Origin of the sequence: Microcoleus sp. F4-D5 (genome assembly GCF_036704885.1) — a bacterium.
Classification (GTDB): Bacteria; Cyanobacteriota; Cyanobacteriia; order Cyanobacteriales; family Microcoleaceae; genus Microcoleus.
Map to the genome: position 1 here is coordinate 33,266 of NZ_JAUBSX010000037.1, position 21,426 is coordinate 54,691.

The 21,426-nt window shown below is 46.5% G+C and carries 15 protein-coding genes; 9 read left to right on the forward strand and 6 right to left on the reverse strand.

Annotation, left to right across the window (positions count from 1 at the left end; translation table 11 throughout):
• Window positions 1–584 precede the first annotated feature (584 nt).
• On the forward strand, window positions 585–1,880 hold the full coding sequence (locus tag QUA80_RS18245; protein WP_333426527.1) for a hypothetical protein: 1,296 nt from the start codon (window positions 585–587) through the stop codon (window positions 1,878–1,880).
• A 284-nt stretch (window positions 1,881–2,164) separates the two neighbouring features.
• Here QUA80_RS18245 and QUA80_RS18250 read toward each other — a convergent pair whose 3' ends face one another.
• Together QUA80_RS18250 and QUA80_RS18255 are read right to left on the reverse strand one after the other, a co-directional pair.
• Complete coding sequence (locus tag QUA80_RS18250) at window positions 2,165–2,431, reverse strand: hypothetical protein (protein WP_333426528.1); 267 nt, start codon at window positions 2,429–2,431, stop codon at window positions 2,165–2,167.
• Between the two features lie 220 nt (window positions 2,432–2,651).
• The gene (locus tag QUA80_RS18255) at window positions 2,652–3,827 is read right to left on the reverse strand and encodes a SpoIID/LytB domain-containing protein (RefSeq protein ID WP_333426529.1); all 1,176 of its coding nucleotides are present in this window, start codon (window positions 3,825–3,827) and stop codon (window positions 2,652–2,654) included.
• Window positions 3,828–4,095: 268 nt separating this feature from the next.
• Between QUA80_RS18255 and QUA80_RS18260 the strand changes: the two genes are divergently transcribed.
• The 4 genes from QUA80_RS18260 (at window position 4,096) to secA (ending at window position 12,554) form a co-directional block, all read left to right on the forward strand.
• Complete coding sequence (locus QUA80_RS18260) at window positions 4,096–5,034, forward strand: ribonuclease Z (protein ID WP_333426530.1); 939 nt, start codon at window positions 4,096–4,098, stop codon at window positions 5,032–5,034.
• Window positions 5,035–5,102: 68 nt separating this feature from the next.
• Entirely contained in the window at window positions 5,103–5,417 is a 315-nt protein-coding gene (locus QUA80_RS18265) for a hypothetical protein (RefSeq protein WP_333426531.1), read from the forward strand.
• A 486-nt stretch (window positions 5,418–5,903) separates the two neighbouring features.
• Window positions 5,904–9,395 (forward strand): HEAT repeat domain-containing protein, encoded by a 3,492-nt coding sequence (locus tag QUA80_RS18270; RefSeq protein WP_333426532.1) that lies wholly within the window; start codon window positions 5,904–5,906, stop codon window positions 9,393–9,395.
• Between the two features lie 342 nt (window positions 9,396–9,737).
• Window positions 9,738–12,554 (forward strand): preprotein translocase subunit SecA, encoded by a 2,817-nt coding sequence (gene secA / locus QUA80_RS18275; RefSeq protein WP_333426533.1) that lies wholly within the window; start codon window positions 9,738–9,740, stop codon window positions 12,552–12,554.
• Between the two features lie 72 nt (window positions 12,555–12,626).
• On the opposite strand, the gene QUA80_RS18280 is transcribed toward secA, so the two are convergent.
• The 3 genes from QUA80_RS18280 to QUA80_RS18290 form a co-directional block, all read right to left on the reverse strand.
• A complete protein-coding gene (locus QUA80_RS18280; RefSeq protein WP_333426534.1) occupies window positions 12,627–12,920 on the reverse strand; it encodes a DUF3288 family protein in 294 nt (97 codons plus the stop codon).
• A 98-nt stretch (window positions 12,921–13,018) separates the two neighbouring features.
• Window positions 13,019–13,957, reverse strand: coding sequence for a hypothetical protein (locus tag QUA80_RS18285; RefSeq protein ID WP_333426535.1), 939 nt, complete (start codon window positions 13,955–13,957; stop codon window positions 13,019–13,021).
• A gap of 46 nt (window positions 13,958–14,003) precedes the next feature.
• The gene (locus tag QUA80_RS18290; RefSeq protein WP_333426536.1) at window positions 14,004–14,549 is read right to left on the reverse strand and encodes a tetratricopeptide repeat protein; all 546 of its coding nucleotides are present in this window, start codon (window positions 14,547–14,549) and stop codon (window positions 14,004–14,006) included.
• A 152-nt stretch (window positions 14,550–14,701) separates the two neighbouring features.
• On the opposite strand from QUA80_RS18290, the gene QUA80_RS18295 reads away from it, so the two are divergent.
• Together QUA80_RS18295 and QUA80_RS18300 are read left to right on the forward strand one after the other, a co-directional pair.
• Window positions 14,702–15,442: an SDR family oxidoreductase gene (locus QUA80_RS18295; RefSeq protein WP_333426537.1), complete on the forward strand. Its 741-nt coding sequence runs from the start codon at window positions 14,702–14,704 to the stop codon at window positions 15,440–15,442.
• A gap of 284 nt (window positions 15,443–15,726) precedes the next feature.
• Window positions 15,727–16,713 carry an NADPH:quinone reductase gene (locus QUA80_RS18300; protein ID WP_333426538.1) on the forward strand — a complete coding sequence of 329 codons (987 nt, stop codon included), beginning with the start codon at window positions 15,727–15,729 and terminating at the stop codon, window positions 16,711–16,713.
• Window positions 16,714–16,901: 188 nt separating this feature from the next.
• Here QUA80_RS18300 and QUA80_RS18305 read toward each other — a convergent pair whose 3' ends face one another.
• Window positions 16,902–18,947 (reverse strand): serine/threonine-protein kinase, encoded by a 2,046-nt coding sequence (locus QUA80_RS18305; protein ID WP_333426539.1) that lies wholly within the window; start codon window positions 18,945–18,947, stop codon window positions 16,902–16,904.
• 499 nt (window positions 18,948–19,446) lie between these two features.
• On the opposite strand from QUA80_RS18305, the gene msrP reads away from it, so the two are divergent.
• Both msrP and QUA80_RS18315 read left to right on the forward strand, forming a co-directional pair.
• Complete coding sequence (msrP, locus tag QUA80_RS18310) at window positions 19,447–20,430, forward strand: protein-methionine-sulfoxide reductase catalytic subunit MsrP (protein ID WP_333426540.1); 984 nt, start codon at window positions 19,447–19,449, stop codon at window positions 20,428–20,430.
• Between the two features lie 268 nt (window positions 20,431–20,698).
• Complete coding sequence (locus QUA80_RS18315; protein ID WP_333426541.1) at window positions 20,699–21,361, forward strand: Uma2 family endonuclease; 663 nt, start codon at window positions 20,699–20,701, stop codon at window positions 21,359–21,361.
• The last annotated feature ends 65 nt before the right edge of the window (window positions 21,362–21,426 follow it).

The following is a 21,426-nucleotide window of genomic DNA, read 5'->3' on the forward strand; positions in this document are numbered from 1 at the left end:
TGTAAAGTTTTCCTATTAAATTATGCGCAACTGTTTTAGTTGGCAGTTGTGTTGAGGGCGCTAAAAAGCATACTCGATCGCCAGTGCGAACCTTAAAAGACGCCCTTGGGTTTAACACCCGCGCAAGCTCTATCTATTTTATATAAGTCTTGCAAGACTTGCAAAAAAACTAGATTTCTTTAACATATCTCTGGCACTCTACACAAAACTTACAAAAACCCGCGCCGAAGGGAAAAGTTCTGCTTTAGAGTGCAGGGGCGAGCCTGTTCTAGGGCTTGCCTTCGGATCGATTCGCTAACGCCAACGGACGATCGCGCACCGTACCATACTAACTTTACTCACAATCCCCCGCTGTTGCCCTTTTGGCCAACCAGTAAATAGCCTGCCGAGGAGAAATTTGATGCAAAGTTTTATTAAGCCATCCGGGTTTAGCCAACAGTTAAAAGTTATTCGGCAAAACACTAGCAATATTTTGCCCCAAAGTCAAGGGCAGCAAAAAAATCAGCAACCCGGACACCAAAACCAGCTCGAATTCCCGCAATATATAATAAAAATAACCGGGTAATTTTCACAGAGAGAAACCTATGGCTCCGAATCCCACCATTATGCAAGCCGTCGAACAACTTGGCTACCGCGTTACGGTTGGAGACGTGGCGGCAAAAGCTGGATTAGATGTCAATTTTGCCCAACGAGAACTGTTAACCCTAGCCTCCGAAGCAGGCGGCAACCTGCAAGTAGCAGAATCCGGCGATATTGCCTACGTATTTCCCAAAAACTTTCGAGATATTTTGCGAAACAAATTCTTGCGCTTGCAGTTGCAGGAATGGTGGCAAAAAATCTGGCGAGTTTTATTTTACCTGATTCGGATATCTTTTGGCATAGTGCTGGTAGCTTCTATCCTCTTAATTTTTGTTGCGATCGCGCTTTTACTCTCCAGCAACAGCGACAATGACGGGGGAGGAGATAGTGGCGGCAACGACAGAGGCGGTGGTTTTTTCTTTTTTCCCTACTTCTGGAACGACTTACTCTGGATATTTTACTGGAACCATGACGAACCTTACTACCAGCAGCGATCGCGCTTGACCGACCAAAAACCCGAGATGAGTTTTCTGGAAGCAGTTTTCTCATTTCTATTTGGAGATGGCAATCCGAATACAAATCTAGAAGAGCGCAAATGGAGCGATATTGCCACTGCTATTCGCAACAATCGAGGTGCAGTCGCCGCCGAACAAATTGCCCCGTATCTCGACAATCTCGGACAGGGATACGCCCGAGAATACGAGGAATACATGCTACCAGCGCTAGCTCGTTTTGACGGCAGGCCCGAAGTCAGTCCCGAAGGGCAAATAGTCTACCATTTCCCGCAATTGCAAACCACAGCAACCGAGAGAAATTCTGAACCAGTAGCAGCTTATTTGCGAGAAATGCTGTGGCGTTTCAGCAACGCCAGTTCAGGACAAATCATGCTCGCAGCAGGGTTAGGGGCCGTCAATCTGGTCGGTGCGTTAGTTTTAGGAAATTTATTAGCTAAAAGTGCGATCGGCAGTGGATTTATCGGTTTCGTCAGCGCTATTTATCCAATGCTGCTAATTTACGGCGTCGGATTTCTCGCAATTCCTTTAATTCGCTACTTCTGGATTCAGTGGAAAAATAGCCGGATAGAAGCCCGCAATCAAGAGCGTCAGCAGCGAGCTATGTTATTAAATGAACCAGATGCCAACTTGCTCCAAAAACTTGCTTACGCCCGGGAATTTGCAGCAGAAAACGTTCTGAATGGAACCGACTTAGCTTATACAACAGAAACCGAATTAACCCAACAAGAACTAGAACAGTCAGCAAAAATAGATGCCGAATGGCAGCGGAGGCTCGATCGATTTTAGATTTTAGATTTTAGATTTTAGATTTAGCAGTTTTGAGCCAGAATCTAAAATCGTCAGTCCTGGAGTAATCAAAACCCAAAAAATTGGTTTTTTTGACCAGAACAAATGGTTGCAACGAAGTATTTTTGTCCCTAAAACTGGGTTTATGCTTAAGTGGCGATCGTAAATCTCAACTCCGACGGAGGTTTGTAGTGAGGAGTGAAATTCTCATAATTTTCTGAGAACTTTACTCCTGAGTGCAAACCTGTTTGATTGGAGTCGATCGCTGGGACAGGATATCACAGTCAAATTTTTGGCGCGTGAGATTCTTTCGTATTCTTGATTTTTTTAACAACCTTAGGGCGTTTAAAAATTAAACTATTTTGGTCGTACTTCGAGTCGTGGCTCAGACCCACGAGTTCCCACCCATCGTCCCCCAACTGATTGACAAATAGATGTAGCGAGCCTTGTTTCCAATCTCGCTGTTCTTCACCGTTTACATATAAACTAATCAGCTTGTTTCCAAAAGGATACATATTTGCATCGACAAATAAATACTCCCACTTTTGCATAGCAATCCTTAATGTAGTTAGTCATCAGTCATCAGTCATCAGTCATGCCCAATTCCCAATTTCCAATTCCCAATTCCCAATTCCCTGTATTCACGACACGGAAGTTACGGGTACAAGAATAGCTGTTTTTCTATTATTCGTTCCCCCTTCCCCCTTCCCCATTCTTCCTTCTTCCTTATTGCTTATTCCTGATTCTTTCTTTCTTGCCCATTCCCAGCAGTTACTGCACTGCAATTCTAGCCAAAGCAGTACCCCGGTAATAGTGCAACAAAATCTGCTGGTAGCCGTATCCCTGCCTGGCCAAATTGTAGGCCCCCCACTGACTCATTCCCACAGCGTGACCGAAACCTTTGCCATTCACTTGAAAACCGGTAGGAGCTTGGCCCCTGTTCCTTGGGTTCCCACCGCCCCCGTACTGAGGAATCACGGTAAAGCGGGTACTCCTCAAATTTAAAACCCGGCGTAAATCGGCGCCAGTCATGACCCTAGAACCGCCATCTCCGACTACTTTCATCCTCAAAACGCTGCCGTGAGCGGTAGTGCGTTCCGGCTTCATCGAGATCACATTGCCCACGCCAGAAATCCTATTGCTGATTTGAGCCCGGGAAAAACTTTCTTTCCATTGGTAAACCGGCGCCCCTTGGTCGAAGTCAGGAACAGCACGCAGGTAAGGCAGAGGTTCTGTCCAAACATCCTCGACATTTTCAGTATGTCCCCCAGACGCAGAGTGAAAAGCGGCTAAAATAATTTGACCGTTGTAGGCCAGAACTTGACCTGCGGTTGCATCGACTGCCGAATAAGTGCCAGAAGATTCTGTTTGCAGTCCTTTGTAAACCTGCGAAGACTGAGTGTTGTCCACGTCGTAAAGCTCGGTTTCGCTTTTGAGGCGCTGGTGGATAGCGTAGGAACGGGCGGCGACTGCTTGGGCTTTCAAAGCTTCAATAGGCCAATTGCCACTCATTTCGGCGCCGAGAACGCTGTAGAGATATTGTTCGATATCCACGTAGTTGATGGCAGTCAAGCCTCCTTTTTGGGGAACTAGAAGCGTGCGTCCCCGATACCAGCGATCGCCAATCCAAACATAACCGTTCCCCGTCGGCTCGATCCAAACTTGGTTGGCCGCCCAGCGACCGATCGCCACTGTTCCCGATCGAAATTGAGCAGACTGAGAACTGTTTGCCGGCAGTTCGCCCAAATTGCGCCCGCTACCGTCGCGAATTGCAGCCTTAGTAGAACTGCCGACTTTTACCTGAGTTGCCCCGTCTTGTACCGCCACTCGCAAGATCAGCGCGGCCTGTGCTGGGGCTACCATTACCAGCCAAAACAATAGCGAAATCCAAAAGTAGCGTTTTTTTAATGTCGAAAAAACGGAAGCAAAAAATACTCCTGACTGCATTTGAAAATTTTCCTCCTGTGCTGTACGAGTTTAAGAATTTTTCAGGAAAGAGAAGGTAAGGGAAAAGGAAGGGGAACGGAAGAAACAAAACGTTAGAATTGGGTCGATCGCCCTGTGTGCTTGTCAAAAATGATTCGATCTACTAGATGTTGGCAGGAACCGAGATAAATCGCGGTTCCTGCCTGCGACTATTTCCTCTAGGTCGGATTGACCGCACTCTGGATATATGTAACATATTTTTTAAGACTTAATTGAGGTGATTTGACTCTTGCAGATTACATTTCTCGGAACTAGCTCCGGCGTACCCACGCGATCGCGCAACGTTTCCAGCATTGCCCTCCGCTTGCCCCAGCGAGCGGAACTCTGGCTGTTTGACTGCGGCGAAGGAACTCAGCACCAGTTTCTCCGCAGCGACCTCAAAGTCAGCCAACTAAGCCGCATTTTCATCACTCACCTGCACGGCGACCACATTTTCGGCTTAATGGGTTTGCTAGCTAGCTGCGGTTTGGCGGGGAATGTCAAGCGCATCGATCTTTACGGGCCTCCGGGACTTGAAGAATATTTGCAAGCTGGCGTTCGCTATTCTCAAACTCATTTTTCTTATCCGGTTAAGGTGCACAAAAGTCACGAGGGAGTCATCTATGAAGATGACGAATATATTGTTAGCTGCGGCCCTTTGAAGCACCGAGTTACTGCTTTTGGTTATCGAGTAACTGAGAAAGACCGTCCGGGACATTTTGATGTAGAAAAAGCGAAGGCTGCGGGTATTCCTTCCGGGCCTATTTACGGTCAGTTAAAACAAGGAAAGACGGTCAAGTTATCGGACGGGCGACAGTTTAAAGGTAGTGATTTTTGCGGCCCGGAGCAAATCGGGCGGAAGTTTGTGTATTGTACTGACACGGTTTTTTGTGAGGGGGCGGTGGAATTGGCGAAGGATGCTGATTTGTTGGTGCACGAAGCTACTTTTGCTCATCAAGATGCTCAAATGGCTTTCGATCGCCTGCATTCAACTTCGACAATGGCGGCTCAAGTGGCTTTGATCGCTGGAGCGAAACAGCTAATTATGACGCATTTTAGCCCGCGTTACGCTCCTGGAAATGCGATCGTCCTGGATGATTTGCTCAAGGAAGCGCAGGCCATTTTTCCGAATACGAAAATGGCCTATGACTTTTTGACTTACGAAGTGCCGAGGCCTGTTTCAAACTAGGGTTATTTAATCTGGTCTGAGATGTTACGGCTCACAAAAACATTGATTTTTTTTGTGGAACAGGCATCTTGCCTGTTCAGGAATTAGGGATCGACACTACTGTTTTGGAGTGGTTTAAATCTCAAGGTCGTGGTAAAATGGAAAAACGAATTCAATGGCGTTTTATGTCAAATCTTGAATTATTAGCCCAACTTCGGCACTTGTCCCGTGCTGATAAATTTCAAATGATGCTGTTTTTAATAGCAGAATTGGCCAAAGAAGAAGGAATTGTCATGGGCAATGAATCTGCTGAAATCATGTATTCTGTGCATACCTCTAATAGTGCAGCAGAGCAATTGATGCAGTTACTAGAAACAGAACCAAAACAAACTCAAAATGTTTAATGGTAGGCGATATTCTTTTCAACCTAGACGAGATGAATCAGGTGTTTTAGCTGATGTTCCGTATTTGCCTTTAACACTAACTTATCAAAATCGTTCTGTTGAGGTTATGGGTTTACTAGATACAGGAGCTAGTGTAAATGTTTTGCCCTATAATGTTGGGTGCAATTAGGGGCCATTTGGGAAGAGCAAAGATTTTCTGTTACTTTAGCGGGAAATTTAGCGAGTGCTGAAACGAAAGGGTTATTAGTCTTGGCAAAAGTAGGGGACTTCGATCCAGTTCAGTTAGTTTTCGCATGGACTAGGGTGAATAATATTCCGATTCTTTTAGGGCGAACTAATTTTTTCACTGAGTTTGATGTTTGTTTTTATGGATCGCAATTAGCGTTTGAAGTGTGTCCTAAATTTAGAGATAGTTGAGATTATCAACGTAGGTGGACATAATTGCGTTTATGTCCATCAACTTCAACACAAATATTTAAAATTACCATGATAATTGAATTCGGAGCATTAGGCTTAAAAATAACACAAGCAATCGCGCCTAAACTTGCAGAAATAGGATTCAAAGAAGCTATGAAAAAATTTAATCCTAGCGATTTTGAAAAAGCTTGTACTTGGGGCATCAAAGCTGCCCAGAAAACTCATGAATTATTCTATGCTTGCGAACAGGGTGTCGTCGAAGATTTTCTTAAAAGTTTCTTGACGGGTGCAGCACTTCCCGAACTCCTGAAACCTTTCAAAGACCAAGGAATGCCTCAAGTTGAGTTTTTAGTTGAAGCGTTTACGGATACAGTTCCAAAACATAAGAAAATTCAAGACAGATTCGAGTCCGAAAGACTGCATGATTGGTTGGAGGTTTTTGCTGAAACCTATTTTCAGAAAACAAGTAGTTATTTAAGGTTTAAAGTTGCCAAAGCAGACTATTTGAAGCAACTGGCTAACTGGTTTGATGATGTTAAGTTTGCTGGCATTGCTGTCGAAGGTCAGGAAATCGAAAAATCGGAAAAATTGGCTCAAATTTTTGTAATGCCCGATGTCTTGGAAGAGGTAAATACTTATAGTCGCTTGGATATACAAGAATTGGTAGAAGGCCAAAACCTGCAACAGATGCAGAGAGAGATTCGCTCGGGTAGAAAGTTTTTAGCATCACAATTATTGAATCAAAATCAATCAAATAAATTTGTATTGCTGGGCGCTCCTGGTTCAGGCAAAACAACTTTATTGAGCTTTTTTGCGGTAATGTTGGCTCAGAATTATCCAGAAAAACTCGGCTGGGATGTTGAGAGAGATTGCTTGCCGATTTTGATTAAAATTCGCGACTTTGCTAGGCTTTCAGATATCAATCTCCTCGACTATGCCCGCCAGTTTGCTGAAAAAACTATGTCCGTGAAACGGCTACCCGAAGGCTTTTTTGAGTATTGGCTGGCAGACGGTAGGGCGATGATTTTGTTGGATGGATTGGATGAAGTTGTAGAAGAATCCAAGCGCTACGCCGTAGTGCAGCAAATTGAGAATTTTTTGGGGCAGTACCATCAAAATCTGGCAATTATTACTTCTCGCCCTGCGGGTTATAAGCGCGATTTTTTTAATAGTTCGGAGTTTGAACACTATCAGTTACAACTGCTTGATAATGCTAAGGTTGATGAGTTTATTAATCATTGGTATGACAGCCGCGTTCGAGATGTGGCAGAAGCTCAACGTCGGAAAGAAAGCATTAGAAAAGCTCTAGCTGATAATGACCGAATTAAATTGTTGGCGAGAAATCCGCTGTTGCTAACAATTATTGCTTTGATTCACCGCTATCAAGCGGTACTGCCGAGGGCGCGTCACAAACTTTATGAAAAGGCTGTGGAGACACTATTAAAGTGTTGGGATGCCAACAAAAAAATAACCGAGCAGTCGGCATTCAAATGTTTAGATGAAGACGACTTACGGCGGCTGATGGAAATTCTCGCCTATTGGATTCACACTCAGGGTAGTACGGATAATCCTGAAGGCGGAACGCTGATTGCCCAGGATGATTTGTTAGAGCAGTTAACTCAGAATATTAAAACCAAAAAACAGGTTGAACGGTTCCAGGCAAAACAAGAAGCTAAACGATTTGTTGATTTTATTCAACAGCGGACGGGATTGCTGAACGAACAAGGACAAGACTTGTACGCTTTTGTACACAAGACTTTTCAAGAATATTTGTGCGTTCAAGAAATTGCCTATCAGGCAGATGATGACGGTGATTTTGAGATTGTTTTGAATCATATTCGAGACAATTTGCACGATGCTCACTGGCGGGAAGTGTTGCTGTTGTTGATTGCTCAACAAAAACCGAAGAAAGCGGCGAAAGCGATGCGGGCAATTTTGGCGGCTAATAGCGAGTACGAGGAATGGTTGCACCGTGATTTGTTTTTTGCTGGCACTTGTCTTGCTGAAAATATTAAAGAGTTAAAGGTGGTAGATGGCAGTTTGATTGTGGAGATTTTGGAGAAGTTAGTTGAGTTGGAGGTAAGGGGGGAGGGAAAGGTTGGTAACAAAGTTCGCTCTCAGGTTTTTCAAATTCTTTGCAGTATGAATGAGACAGAGTTTGAGGCGCAAACTTTGCAACTTTTGAAAGCAAGGGGTATGGATGGAAATCGCTTGTGGAGATATCAAGCCGAATTAGGGGAAAAAGAAGCTGCTATCAGTTTTCTGTTGCTGCGTCTCGAAGATGAGAATGAGGATGTGCGTCGTGAGGCAGTACAAGCTTTGGGAGGGTTGAGAAATACTTCAGAAATTGTCATTAATGCTCTGTTGTTACGCCTCCAAGATGAGGATGCTAAGGTGCGTAATCAAGCAGCATTTGCCTTGGGATGGTTGGGAAATGCTTCAGAAATCGTTATTAATGCCCTGCTGTTACGTCTCGAAGATGGGGATAACTCGGTGCGTGCCTCGGCAGCACGAGCGTTGGGCAAGTTTGGAAATGCTTCAGAATCAATAATCAGTGCCCTGCTGCTATGTCTCGAAGATGGGGATAACTCGGTGCGTCGTAAGGCAGCAGAAGGGTTGGGCAAGTTGGGAAATGCTTCAGAAATCGTGATTAATGCTCTACTGCTACGTCTCGAAGATGAGGATAACAGGGTGCGTCGTAAGGCAGCAGGAGCCTTGGGTGAGTTAAGAAATGCCTCAGAACCTGTGATTAGCGCCTTGCTGCTACGTCTCAAAGATGGGAATGAGGATGTGCGTGCCGGGGCAGCATACGACTTGGGTGACTTAGGAAATGCTTCAGAAACCGTCATTAATGCCATGCTGTTATGTCTCGAAGATGCAAATGAGAATGTACGTTTATTAACAGCACAATCCTTGGGCAAGTTGGGAAATGCTTCAGAAGCCGTGATCAGTGCCCTGCTGCTACGTCTCGAAGATGGGGATAACTCGGTGCGTGCCTGCACAGCACAAGCGTTGGGCAAGTTGGGAAATGCTTCAGAAGCCGCGATCAGTGCCCTGCTGCTACGTCTCGAAGATGGGGATAACTCGGTGCGTGCCTGCACAGCACAAGCGTTGGGCAAGTTGGGAAATGCTTCAGAAGCCGTGATCAGTGCCCTGCTGCTACGTCTCGAAGATGGGGAGGACTGGGTGCGTCGTGAGGCAGCCTCGGCCTTGGGCAGGTTGGGAAATGCTTCAGAAGCCGCGATCAGTGCCCTGCTGCTACGTCTCGAAGATGGGGAGGACTGGGTGCGTCGTGAGGCAGCCTCGGCCTTGGGCAGGTTGGGAAATGCTTCAGAAGCCGCGATCATTGCGCTGCTGCTACGTCTCGAAGATGGGGATAACTCGGTGCGTTACTTTGCAGCAGAAGCCTTGAGTAAGTTGGGTCTGAAATCAAGCGAGGTTTTGTCTGCTGTCGTGCAATGGATCGATCGCCATCAGGATGCAAAATATGTCGGCTCAGGTATTGATGTGTTGTGGGATTTGGTGGTGGGTGAGGGGAATCGATCGCCGATGGATTTTTAGAAGTATGTAGCTTTTGGGCCAGTAAAACCCGATCGCACTTCCGGACTTTTCACCAAAAATGCGGTCAGTCTGCTGCTTGACGATTAGGCCCCTCCATCCCCTCAATAACCCGGAACAGAGGTCAACTATTCAATCCAAAATCCAAAATCCAAAATCCAAAATCGATCGATTATTCAATCGAAAATCCAAAATCGAAAATCCAAAATCGGTCGCTCGCCCGCAGCGACGGCCCAGGAGAGCCAATGGTTGCTACAATCGGGGAGGGTATATGTTGTGGCTAACACTACAGCCCGTAACCCTGAAAGCTAATAGCTAAATTATTAAAAATCTGCCTCTGTTGCCATGTTTAAAAATCTGCTAGGCGATCCCAACGCGCGCAAACTTAGAAAATTTCAGCCTTGGGTAGCTGATATCAATATCTTGGAACAAGACTTCCGCGCACTCTCAGACGACGACCTCAGAGGCAAAACGGCGGAGTTTAAAGAACGTCTGGCAAAAGCTAGATCTCTCAACGAAGAGAAAGAGATCCTAGACGAAATCTTGCCCGAGGCTTTTGCAGTGGTGCGGGAAGCGGGACAGCGGGTTTTAGGAATGCGCCACTTTGATGTGCAACTCCTCGGGGGCATTATCCTGCACAAAGGCCAAATTGCCGAAATGAAAACCGGTGAAGGCAAAACTCTCGTGGCGACGCTGCCTGCTTACCTCAACGCCCTCAACGGTAAAGGCGTACACATCATCACCGTCAACGATTATCTCGCCAGACGGGACGCGGAATGGATGGGACAAGTGCACCGCTTCCTGGGATTGACTGTGGGACTGATTCAGCAGGGCATGGATCAGGTGGAACGAAAGAAAAATTATAGCTGCGATATTACCTACGCCACTAACAGCGAAGTCGGCTTTGATTATTTGCGCGACAACATGGCTACTGTCATGGAAGATGTCGTGCAGCGTCCTTTTAATTTCTGCGTGATTGACGAGGTTGACTCGGTGCTGATTGATGAAGCGCGGACGCCTTTAATTATTTCCGGCCAGGTGGAACGCCCCAGCGAGAAGTATATCCGGGCGGCTGAGGTAGCTGCTGCTCTGAGAAAGGAAAATGAAGAACATTACGAGGTTGACGAAAAGGCTCGGAATGTGCTATTGACCGATGAAGGCTTTGGTGAAGCTGAGCGGTTGTTGGGTGTTAGGGATTTGTACGACCCGGCCGACCCTTGGGCGCATTACATTTTTAATGCGATTAAGGCCAAGGAATTGTTTATTAAGGATATTAACTACATCGTCACTCCCGATCGCGAAGTCGTGATTGTGGATGAGTTTACCGGCCGGGTGATGCCGGGACGCCGCTGGAGTGACGGTTTGCACCAGGCGATCGAAGCCAAGGAACGGGCGGAAATTCAGCCGGAAACTCAGACGCTGGCGACGATTACCTATCAGAATTTCTTTTTGCTTTATCCGAAGCTGTCGGGGATGACTGGGACGGCAAAGACTGAGGAGACGGAGTTTGAGAAGATTTACAATCTGGAAGTGACGCAGATTCCCACTAACCGGATTACCAGCCGCACAGACCTTTCGGATATGGTTTACAAGGCGGAGGCTGGGAAGTGGAATGCCATCTCCCAAGAATGCGCGGAAATGCACGATATGGGTCGGCCGGTGCTGGTGGGCACTACAAGCGTGGAAAAGTCGGAGTTGCTGTCGCGGCTGCTGCAGGAGAGGAAAATTCCTCACAATTTGCTTAATGCTAAACCGGAAAATGTGGAGCGGGAATCAGAAATTATCGCTCAAGCCGGACGCAAAGGCGCTGTGACGATCGCCACAAACATGGCGGGACGCGGTACTGATATTATTTTGGGCGGTAATTCTGAGTACATGGCGCGCCTGAAGTTGCGGGAGTATTTTATGCCCCGGATCGTGCAGCCCGAGGATGAAGAAGGGTTTTCGGTGGTGCAAGTGCCTGGTATTAGTGGCCGCCCCGCACCTCAAGGTTTTGGTCAAACTGCGAAAAAGGTAAAGTCTTGGAAAGCTTCGGCGCAGATTTTCCCGACGCAGCTATCGAAAGATGCCGAGCAAATGCTCAAGGCGGCGGTGGAATTGGCGGTGAAGGAGTACGGCGAGCGATCGCTCACGGAATTGCAAGCCGATGATATCGTGGCTATAGCTTCGGAAAAAGCGCCGACAAAAGACCCGGTAATTCAAAAATTGCGGGAAGCTTACAATTTAACTCGCAGAGAATACGATGCTTTTACCAGCACCGAACACGATGAAGTCGTGCAGTTGGGAGGCTTGCACGTCATCGGTACCGAACGCCACGAATCGCGCCGGATCGACAATCAGTTGCGCGGCCGGGCGGGACGCCAAGGAGACCCTGGTTCTACACGGTTTTTCTTGAGTTTGGAAGACAATTTGCTCAGGATTTTCGGCGGCGAACGGGTGGCCGGTTTGATGAAGGCTTTTGGTGTGGAGGAAGATATGCCGATCGAATCTGGAATGCTGACTCGTTCCCTCGAAGGCGCTCAGAAAAAAGTAGAAACCTACTATTACGATATCCGCAAGCAGGTATTTGAATACGACGAAGTGATGAACAATCAGCGTCGAGCAATCTATGCGGAACGCCGCCGAGTATTGGAAGGTTTGGACTCGAAGGAACAGGTAATTAGGTATGCCGAACAGACGATGGATGACATCGTGGGAGCATACATCAATCCCGATTTACCTTCGGAAGAATGGGAACTCGACAAACTTGTGAGCAAGGTGAAGGAATTTGTTTATCTGCTCGCTGACATGACACCGAATCAGCTAGAAGATTTGTCCGTTGAGGAAATTAAAACATTCCTGCACGAACAAGTCCGCAATGCTTACGACATGAAAGAAGCGGAAGTTAATGCAATCCGAGCTGAATTGATGCGAGATGCGGAACGGTTCTTTATTTTGCAGCAAATTGATACTTTGTGGCGGGAACACTTGCAGCAAATGGATGCTTTGCGCGAGTCTGTAGGGCTGCGCGGTTACGGGCAGAAAGACCCGCTGATCGAGTACAAAACAGAAGGTTACGAACTGTTTTTGGACATGATGACGGATATCCGCCGCAATGTGGTTTATTCGCTGTTCCAGTTCCAGCCGCAGCCGGCAATGCAAGTTTCGCCAGAGATGGTTTGAAAATAGTTAACAGTTGACTGTTGACTGTTGACTGCAACTTCCAGGCTCTTCCTGGAAGTTGCAGATTTAAGATTAAAGCCAATCTTCTTGATCGCTTTTTTGTCGCCTGTAAACCTCACCTGTAGCGTGAATTTTGCGGGTTTTTTCGTAAAGACTTTCTTCAGTATAATTCCATTTTTGCAGGACTTTTTTTAAGTCTGATTGGATATCTCTAGCGCCGGGAAAGCCTCGGTACCGAATTATCAATCTTGCTAATTCTGATAAATTGTAGTCGGTTGCTTCTCCTGCTAATAAACTATCGACACTGGCTCGATCGCGCTTGTATTGCGGATGCTGCTGATCTTGAGTTTTTTCTACTGAATCCATACTATTTATGTTTCCCAATCATTTAGAATACCGAGATACCCGAGTGCTTGAAGAAGTCGGGTATCTAATTAGACGTAGGGACTTAGCCTGGGCCGTGTCTAAAGCTGCACTTCTTCAGTCATCCCCAGAAATTTTTGTGTTTTTTGACTAATACCAAATAGTCGATCGCCGTGACAAAAGATTTCCCAGGCGCGAATTCCCATAAAACCAATACCTGCAACCGCTAAGGGCATCGCTGCGGCACCTAAAAGCGCGGCAATGGGGGGAAATATCATGCACAGTGTTAACAGAATGCCAGTAACAACACCGCCAGCAATACCAGCTTTGGCGGTGGCGGTGGCGACTTGTTCCACTAATTCTGACTGGGTAATTTTGCCTTCTACGCACAATAGCGAATTTTCTAAGATCGAAAATATTAACTCAATTACTGCTGCGGCGATCGCCCCTTTCATTGCAGCCCCAGCGATTTCCGCAACTGCTGCTTTAAACGCTGCATCCGCTAAAACTTGCTTAGCGACTGCTAATTCTGCGGCAGTCATGTCTGCACCACCGCGAGCACGATTCACCCAAAAATATTCAAAAATCCCGTTAGCAGCTTCGCTTGAACCTCCATTGACGTGCGCTTGGATGTGACTCCAATCTTTATCTTGACAGAAGTTGCGAATTGCTTCTGGGCCTTGGGCGCGAATTTGGGCGGGTATGGATTCAAATACTTTTGCTGCTTCTTGAACATTTCGCATTCCGTCACGCACCCCAGCCCTAGCAAATTTGATTTGCAGATTAGTTGGCAGGTTCTCAAAACAGATGTTGTGTGCTATTTTAAAAGCTTCTTGACTGGCGATCGCCCCGGCACTAACCATTGAACTTGGCGCTGATTGTATCCACGCTGTTAATACAGTTGCGCTTTCCTCCACTTTGGCAGCGATTTGGTTGGCTAAGTTTTCGGTATCGGCAACAGTTTCTTGTAGTTTAGTTGTTAGCAATTCGAGCGGATTCTGGTTAATTTCCATTTCGATCCAGGTTGCATCGTTAATCATTTAATTATTCTGACTGTAACATTCCTTTTCAAATAAATGTTATTTTTTACTGAATAGCTTCTAACTCCGGCTGTAAATCTAGAGCTTTTTTTTGATAAAACAAACCTTCATTGATTCGCCCTTGTTTTTCCAAAATTTTGCCTAAATTCCAATAAGCAGGGGCTAAATCTGGTTGAAAAGCCAGAGCTTTTTGGTAGTACATTATGGCATCATCTAGCAGACCTTGTTTGTAAAACATACTGCCCAAATTAACATATGCTTCGACAAAATTTGGGTCAAATTCGATCGCCTTAGAATAGGCACGAATAGCTGCATCTATTTTGCCTTGGGCTTGCAGGATATTGCCTAGAGTTTTGTAGGCTGCAGCAAAATTGGGTTGGTGGCGAAGTGCTTGGTAACAGGAGGCGATCGCCTCGGTAAATTTTTGTTGAGCATAATAAATTTCAGCTATCTTGTTGAGTGCGATCGCACTCTCCGCTGGAATGGCTAGTAATTTTTGATATTGAGCGATCGCTTCATCAAAGTTACCAGATTGTTGGAGTCGATCGCCCGCTTCTAAATGCTGCGAGACTAACTCGGAATTTACGGTCATAGATTTTAGTTGGACAGGCGATATCACTTTAGCATAAACAGGACTTACCCAGAAACCCTATTTATAGCTGCGCCGAAGAGCACCTTACTACTATAGATAGTGTAAAATCCGTGATAGCCATCTAAAATTTAAAATCTAAGATCTAAAATTCCATGACATCACTAACAGGAAAAGTAGCAATTGTGACCGGTGCCTCGCGGGGAATAGGACGCGCGATCGCCCTCCGATTATCCCAAGAAGGCGCATCGGTTGTAGTCAACTACGCCAGAGGTGCACGGGAAGCAAAAGAAGTTGTGTCAGCGATTGAAGCAGCAGGCGGCAAAGCGTTGGCCGTGCAAGCCGATGTCAGCAAAACCGCAGAAATTCGCGATTTGTTCGATCGCACTATCGAAACCTATTCACGAGTCGATATTTTAGTCAATAATGCGGGAGTAATTCTTTACAAACCTGTAGCGGAAGTTACTGAAGCAGAATTTGACAATATTTTTGGAATTAACGTCAAAGGCACGTTTTTTGCTTGTCAAGAAGCTGCTAAACGCATGGCAGAGGGAGGCAGAATTGTCAATTTTTCCAGTTCGACAACGGCGATAATGATACCGGCTTACGGGGCTTACGTGGCGGCAAAAGGCGCGGTGGAACAGCTAACTCGATCGCTGGCTAAGGAATTGGGCGATCGCCAAATTACAGTAAATGTCATTTCTCCGGGCCCAACGGATACAGAACTTTTCACTGGCGGCAAAACCGCCGAAGAAATACAAAACTTTACTAAAATGATAGCTTTAGGAAGATTGGGAGAAGTGGAAGATATTGCCGATGTAATTGCATTTGTGTGCAGCGAACAAGCGCGGTGGATTACCGGACAAAATATCCGCGTTAACGGCGGAATAGCGTAAATTTGTCAAGTAGTTGATTGCAGAAGATATCTGTAAGACTGCGGCAGTGCCGTGTCCCTAGCCGCAGTACATTTAGCCGTCATTCGATTTTAGATTTTAGATTTTAGATTTTGGATTGACCCCACGGATAAATTCTAGGATTTTAGATTTTAGATTTTAGATTTTGGATTCCACGGATAAATCACGTGGCGGGTACCATCTAGAAATTCTTGGTCATGATATGATGAGGATTAAAATTTAACAATCCCGCCTATTGTTACTCTAAACCATCAGGAGAAAAAAACGTGAAAGCTGCTTACTACGAACAAATCGGCAGCGCCAAAGATGTCCTCAAAATTGGCGAAATAGATGTACCCGAATTCGGTAAAAATGAATTGCTAATTAAAGTCCGCGCATCCGGCATTAACCCATCCGATGTCAAGCAGCGCAGCGGTTGGGGCGGACTCACAATGCGACACCCGCGAGTCATTCCCCACAACGACGGTGCTGGGGTAATTGAAGCAGTAGGAAAAGACGTATCGCCGTCAAGAATTGGCGAACGAGTTTGGATTTATGAAGCCACATTACCCCGCGCCTTTGGCACGGCGGCGGAATATGTTATTGTACCCAGCGAACAAGCTGTTTTGCTGCCAGATAATACAGAATTTGTAGCAGGTGCTTGTTTGGGAGTTCCGGCGATGACAGCTCACAATTGCGTTTTTAAAGATGGTGCTGTAACTGGGAAAACAATATTAGTTACAGGCGGCGCAGGTGCTGTTGGAAATTATGCGGTTCAATTAGCAAAATGGGGCGGCGCTAATGTTATTGCAACTGTAAGTTCGGCTGAAAAAGCAGAAATTGCCAAAACTGCGGGAGCTGATTATACTGTTAATTATAAAACCGAAAATGTAGCGACACGAATTAAAGAAATTACGAAAGGGGAAGGAGTCGATCGCGTAATTGAAGTGGATTTTGCTAGGAATCTCGAAACCAACTTAAAAGTCCTCAAACGCAACGGTGCGATCGCTACTTACGCTTCTGATTCCGATATAACGCCTCAAATTCCCTTTTACTCATTAGTTTACAAAAATCTAACCGTTCATTACGTGCTAGTTTATGCGATGGACAAAGCAGCCCATCAACAAGCGGCGGCAGATATTACCACTTGTTTGCAAGCAGGAGTTTTGCGCCACGCGATCGCTGAAAGCTTTGGTTTGGAGGAGATTGTCAAAGCGCACGAAATCCAGGAAAGCGGAAGGGCGATCGGGAATTTGGTTTTAGTTATCAATTAGAAGAAAAAAGGAAGAAGGAAAATATTATATTCCTACAGTCTCGCGTTGCGCGAACTTCGTTTGCGCGCCCGTAAACTCAGCGATTTCAACCGCCGAATTCCCAACCACAATCTTTGATTTGGTTGGGAATTCTTCAAATCCGATCGCCCGCGTTCTTCAAAACTCGCTCGAAGGGGCGATCGAACAAATCAAGGAGACAGCCGCCACACCTTAATCGTTTCGTCAAAACTGCCGCTGATCAGAGTCTTGTCTTGAGGATTAAAAGCCAATTCCACCCAAGTAGAATGACCTTTTAGCGTACCGCGTTCCCCGCCATCCATCGCCCACAGCTTGATAGTGCCGCTCAAATCGGCGCTGGCAAGCGTCTGGCCGTCGGGACTGAAAGCTAGAGACTGAATTCGATCGGCATGACCGGTAAAAGTCACCTCACCCGAAGGCTGAGGGCCGTGTTCCGTGGTGATATCCCAAATCCTCACCGTATTGTCCCAACCGCCGCTGCCCAAAATGTTACCGTCAGGGTTGACAGTAAGAGCCGAAACAGCATCGGCATGACCCGTGAGAGTCGCTTGGAATTCCCCTGTCTTCCAATTCCACAGCTTGATAGTACCGTCGCTGTTGCCAGTAAAGAGAGTGTCTTTATAGGGACTGAAAGCCACCGAATGCACCTGGTCAAAAACCCCTTTGAAGGTTTCCAACTCCGAACCGTCTTCCACTTGCCACAACTTCAAAGTATTGTCCTTACCTACACTGGCGAGGGCTTGGCCGTCGGGACTGAAAACCACCGAGAACACGCCGTCTTGGTTCCCGTCCACAGTCCGAATTAACTTACCCGAATAGAAATTCCACAATTTAATCGTACCGTCAGCGCTGCCGCTGGCGATCGTCCTGCCGTCGGGACTGACAGCCACCGACCACACGGGGCCCAAATGTCCTGTTAAAACCTTGAGCAGCTTGCCGCGACGCTTGTGCAGCAGGTGAATTGTGCCGTCGTTATTCCCGCTGACTATCACGCGGCCGTTGGGAGTGACTGCAACCGCCCAAACCGGGTTTTTGTCTCCATCCGCCAGAGTTCGCACTGCGGGCCCGGACTGAGACTCGCCACCACTGCTGAAATTCTGCATGGGGGGCGGATTGAACCGAATTTCAGGAATGCTAGAAACTGGTTCGCCAGAAGTGAAAGCCTGCGGTGCTGGAGATGGCAAGCGAACACCCAGCACTACGGACAGCAGGGCAACCGCACTTGCTCCCCACACAGCTAAAGTCCACTTGGGTTTGCTGAGAATCACTTCTACCGGTGCCGGGCCGTATTTCATGTCTGTGAGAATTGCCTCGGTCGATCGATAGCGTTTTGATGGTTCTCGCTGCACCATTTTATCCAGAATGCGGCCGAGTCGCGCCGAAACCGGTACTTTCAAATAATGCCTCCAAGCCCAACTGTCGGCTTTGATGTCAAACAAATCAAAGGGCGACATTCCTGTTAACAAGTGAATGCAAGTGACGCCCAAACTGTAGATGTCGCTGCTTTTAATCGCTTGACCTTTAATTTGTTCCGGGGCCGCGTATTCGGCAGAACCTGTCACCGTTTCTGCTTTCAGCGGCCCGCTGTTTGCCGGAATTACCGAACCGAAATCGACTAAAACTAGCCCCGAAGCACTTTCCTGGGGTAGGGGATATAAATCCTCTTTCCCTGCCCAAGCTGGGGATGCTTGGGGAGTTTTGCGGTGAATAATATTGGACGGTTTGATATCTCCGTGAATCAGTTGATGTTCGTGAACAAATTGCAGGACTGGCAACAATTCGCTCAGCAGATACCAAATTTGAATTTCTTTAACAACACCTTTTTCTGAAAGCCGATCGGCTAAATTGCGACCTTCGATGTATTCTTGCACTAAATACTGGCAGCCCTCGACTTCAAAAAATGCCAGGAGTTTGGGTATTTGGGGATGCCTGCCCAACTCGCCGAGAACTGAGGCAGACCCGCGAAATGTCCGGTTGTGCTGTGTGCCAACGTCGGCGACTGCTGCGGGCGCGCAGAACTGTTGAATGACGCAGCGGGGTTGCGAAGGTTGGTCTTCATCGACGGCTAAGAAGGTGCGGCAAGCGAGACTTTGACCGAGGGTGTGAAAGACTCGGTAGCGACCTTTTAGCAGGAGGTTCGACTCGCAACTTTTGCAGACTGTCGCGCGATCGAGATTTTGGGGGTTCTGGCAATGGGGATTGGTGCAGTAACTCATTTGTCTTTCCGCTGGAGACCCCCCGTCCGACATACACTTGCTGGTGGGGGAGGAAAGCGGGGCGGTGCGTGCCGCTTCCTGTGGACAAATTAAATAATTGGAATCTTTGCTTTATGATAATTGTTTCCCAGATTTTCGCCACACTTGCTTCGGTCGATCGCGCGTAAATAATTGCTGACTTTCCTGCGAGCGAGGTTTAATAGGTCGATGTACGGGCGGGCTCTTCGGCCCGCCCCACAAGAAAATGATTCTTCGCGGAACGGGCTAGGGAAGCCTGTTCTTTAGAATGGTGAAATATCTCAGTTGTTACCGAATTAAGGTATACTGTCATTGCGAATACTTGCAGTGCGATCGCACCAAAGCAATCGCGAGGCATTACCAAATATCCGCGATTCTTTCTCCTATGGAGTCAATCTAAAACTGCAAATTTCTAATCGACTAACAGATTAAAACTTAGGCAACTTTCGCCAAACTAACTACTAACTTTTAACTATTACTTATGCCGTTAATTCGCGTACCTAAACCTTGGGACATTCTCGACCACCAAATTACCCCAGAAACAGCCTTTCTCAACCGCCGCCGCTTCATGACAAATTTAATTGGCGCCGGCGTGACTGCTTCGCTGCTGCCGCTGACCGGCTGCCAAAGCAATGCTAGCTCAAAAACTGCTCTGGAGCGAAGCTCAACCCAAGCATATGCGGGATTGAGCCGGAATCCTGCCTTTGCGAAAGTCGATCGAGCAATTACCGACGAAGCCTTAGCTACAAAATACAACAATTTTTACGAATACGGCGGCACAAAATCTATTTGGCAAGCCGCTCAAGCTTTGCCAACAGAAAACTGGAAAGTAGAAGTAAGCGGTTTAGTAAAAAATCCCCGCACTTATGATATCGACGACCTCTACAAAAAATTTCCCATCGAAGAACGAGTGTATCGATTTCGCTGCGTAGAAGCCTGGGCGATGGTAGTTCCTTGGGTCGGATTTCCGATGAAATTGCTGATGGCTGATGTCGAACCTAAATCAAACGCTAAATTCGTTCGCTTTACCTCATTTTACGACCCCAAAATTACTCCCGGCCCCGGTTTGATGTCGCAATTTTATCCTTGGCCTTATACCGAAGGCCTGCGAATTGAAGAAATGGCCAACGATTTAGCATTTTTTGCCACAGGCTTGTACGGCAGAAAACTACCAAAACAAAATGGTGCGCCGCTGCGGCAAGTGATTCCTTGGAAATACGGCTTTAAGGGCGCAAAGTCGATCGTAAAAATTGAATTTGTCGAAAAACAGCCCGCCACTTTTTGGAATACAATCGGCCCCAACGAATACGCCTTTGAAGCAAATGTCGAACCCGACAAGCCGCACCCCAGATGGTCCCAGGCCAGCGAACGCATAGTCGGGCCCGGTAACAGTTGGTCGTGGGAAACTCGCCCAACTTTGCCCTATAACGGTTACGGCGAATATGTGGCGAGTTTGTACAGTTAATTAAGTACGCGAGATATAATTTGAGGAACAGGCTTTTCGGCTTGTTCCTCAAATTATTATTACTTTCTCTACTTTCTCCTTCTCTGCGCCCTCTGCGTTCTCTGCGGTTAATTTAAAAAACTTTTTTGTTCGCTTCAGGAAAATAAAATACAGGACACAGCAGTGCCGTATCCTTACCGGATACCTGCACTATAATTGTAAATTATACTTTGATTTTGCAGTCGAGCGACGACAATAAAAATTGATGAAGCTACCAAGGAATTGTTAAATGGTAACAACAACATCAACTCCCGTAGAGCAGCAAACTACCCCAGAAAACCGAGTTATTTTAAAAGGTGTCAGTTGGTCAACTTTTAAAGCATTGCTGGCAGATGTTGGGGACGATAGAGCTTGGAGAATTGCTTACGATGGAGGAGTATTAGAAATCAGGATGCCGCATCTAGAACATGAAGTTCCGAAAGGACTGATAGAAAGCTTTATTGAAGCTACAGCAGACGAACTAGAAATCGAAGTGATGAAAGCTGGTTCTCTGACTCTGGAACGGGAAGATTTAACTCGTGCTGTCGAACCTGATAGTTGTTTCTACATTCAAAATGAAGCCAGCGTCAGAGGTAAAAGAGATATCAACCTCCCAGAGGATTTGCCGCCCGATTTAGCAATAGAGTCGGATTACACGAATTCTTCAGTTAATAAAGATTCCATATATGCTGCAATTGGCGTACCGGAACTTTGGAGGTACCGGCGGCACTCTCTCCAAGTTTATCAACTTGTAGATGGGAAATATGAAATGTGCGATCGCAGTTTAGCATTTCCGTTTTTACCAGTTGCCGAAATTCCCAGTTTCATCGAACAAAGCAGAACAATCGGACAGCGTGCGGCAGTGCGTTTGTTTCGGCAAAGAATTAGAGAAATGTTACCGAATCAAAGTTAACGCAAAAACCAGACTTACTCTAATCGACTACAATAAAAATTGATGAAGCTACCAAGGAATTGTTA

Bases quoted from the DNA above. Each gene is read 5' to 3' on its own strand.
- QUA80_RS18270 (WP_333426532.1), top strand. From the start codon at position 5,904: ATGATAATTGAATTCGGAGCATTAGGCTTAAAAATAACACAAGCAATC.
- QUA80_RS18315 (WP_333426541.1), top strand. From the start codon at position 20,699: ATGGTAACAACAACATCAACTCCCGTAGAGCAGCAAACTACCCCAGAA.
- msrP (WP_333426540.1), top strand. From the start codon at position 19,447: ATGCCGTTAATTCGCGTACCTAAACCTTGGGACATTCTCGACCACCAA.
- QUA80_RS18255 (WP_333426529.1), bottom strand. From the start codon at position 3,827: ATGCAGTCAGGAGTATTTTTTGCTTCCGTTTTTTCGACATTAAAAAAA.
- QUA80_RS18305 (WP_333426539.1), bottom strand. From the start codon at position 18,947: ATGAGTTACTGCACCAATCCCCATTGCCAGAACCCCCAAAATCTCGAT.
- QUA80_RS18290 (WP_333426536.1), bottom strand. From the start codon at position 14,549: ATGACCGTAAATTCCGAGTTAGTCTCGCAGCATTTAGAAGCGGGCGAT.
- QUA80_RS18285 (WP_333426535.1), bottom strand. From the start codon at position 13,957: ATGATTAACGATGCAACCTGGATCGAAATGGAAATTAACCAGAATCCG.
- QUA80_RS18280 (WP_333426534.1), bottom strand. From the start codon at position 12,920: ATGGATTCAGTAGAAAAAACTCAAGATCAGCAGCATCCGCAATACAAG.
- QUA80_RS18245 (WP_333426527.1), top strand. From the start codon at position 585: ATGGCTCCGAATCCCACCATTATGCAAGCCGTCGAACAACTTGGCTAC.
- QUA80_RS18295 (WP_333426537.1), top strand. From the start codon at position 14,702: ATGACATCACTAACAGGAAAAGTAGCAATTGTGACCGGTGCCTCGCGG.
- QUA80_RS18250 (WP_333426528.1), bottom strand. From the start codon at position 2,431: ATGCAAAAGTGGGAGTATTTATTTGTCGATGCAAATATGTATCCTTTT.
- secA (WP_333426533.1), top strand. From the start codon at position 9,738: ATGTTTAAAAATCTGCTAGGCGATCCCAACGCGCGCAAACTTAGAAAA.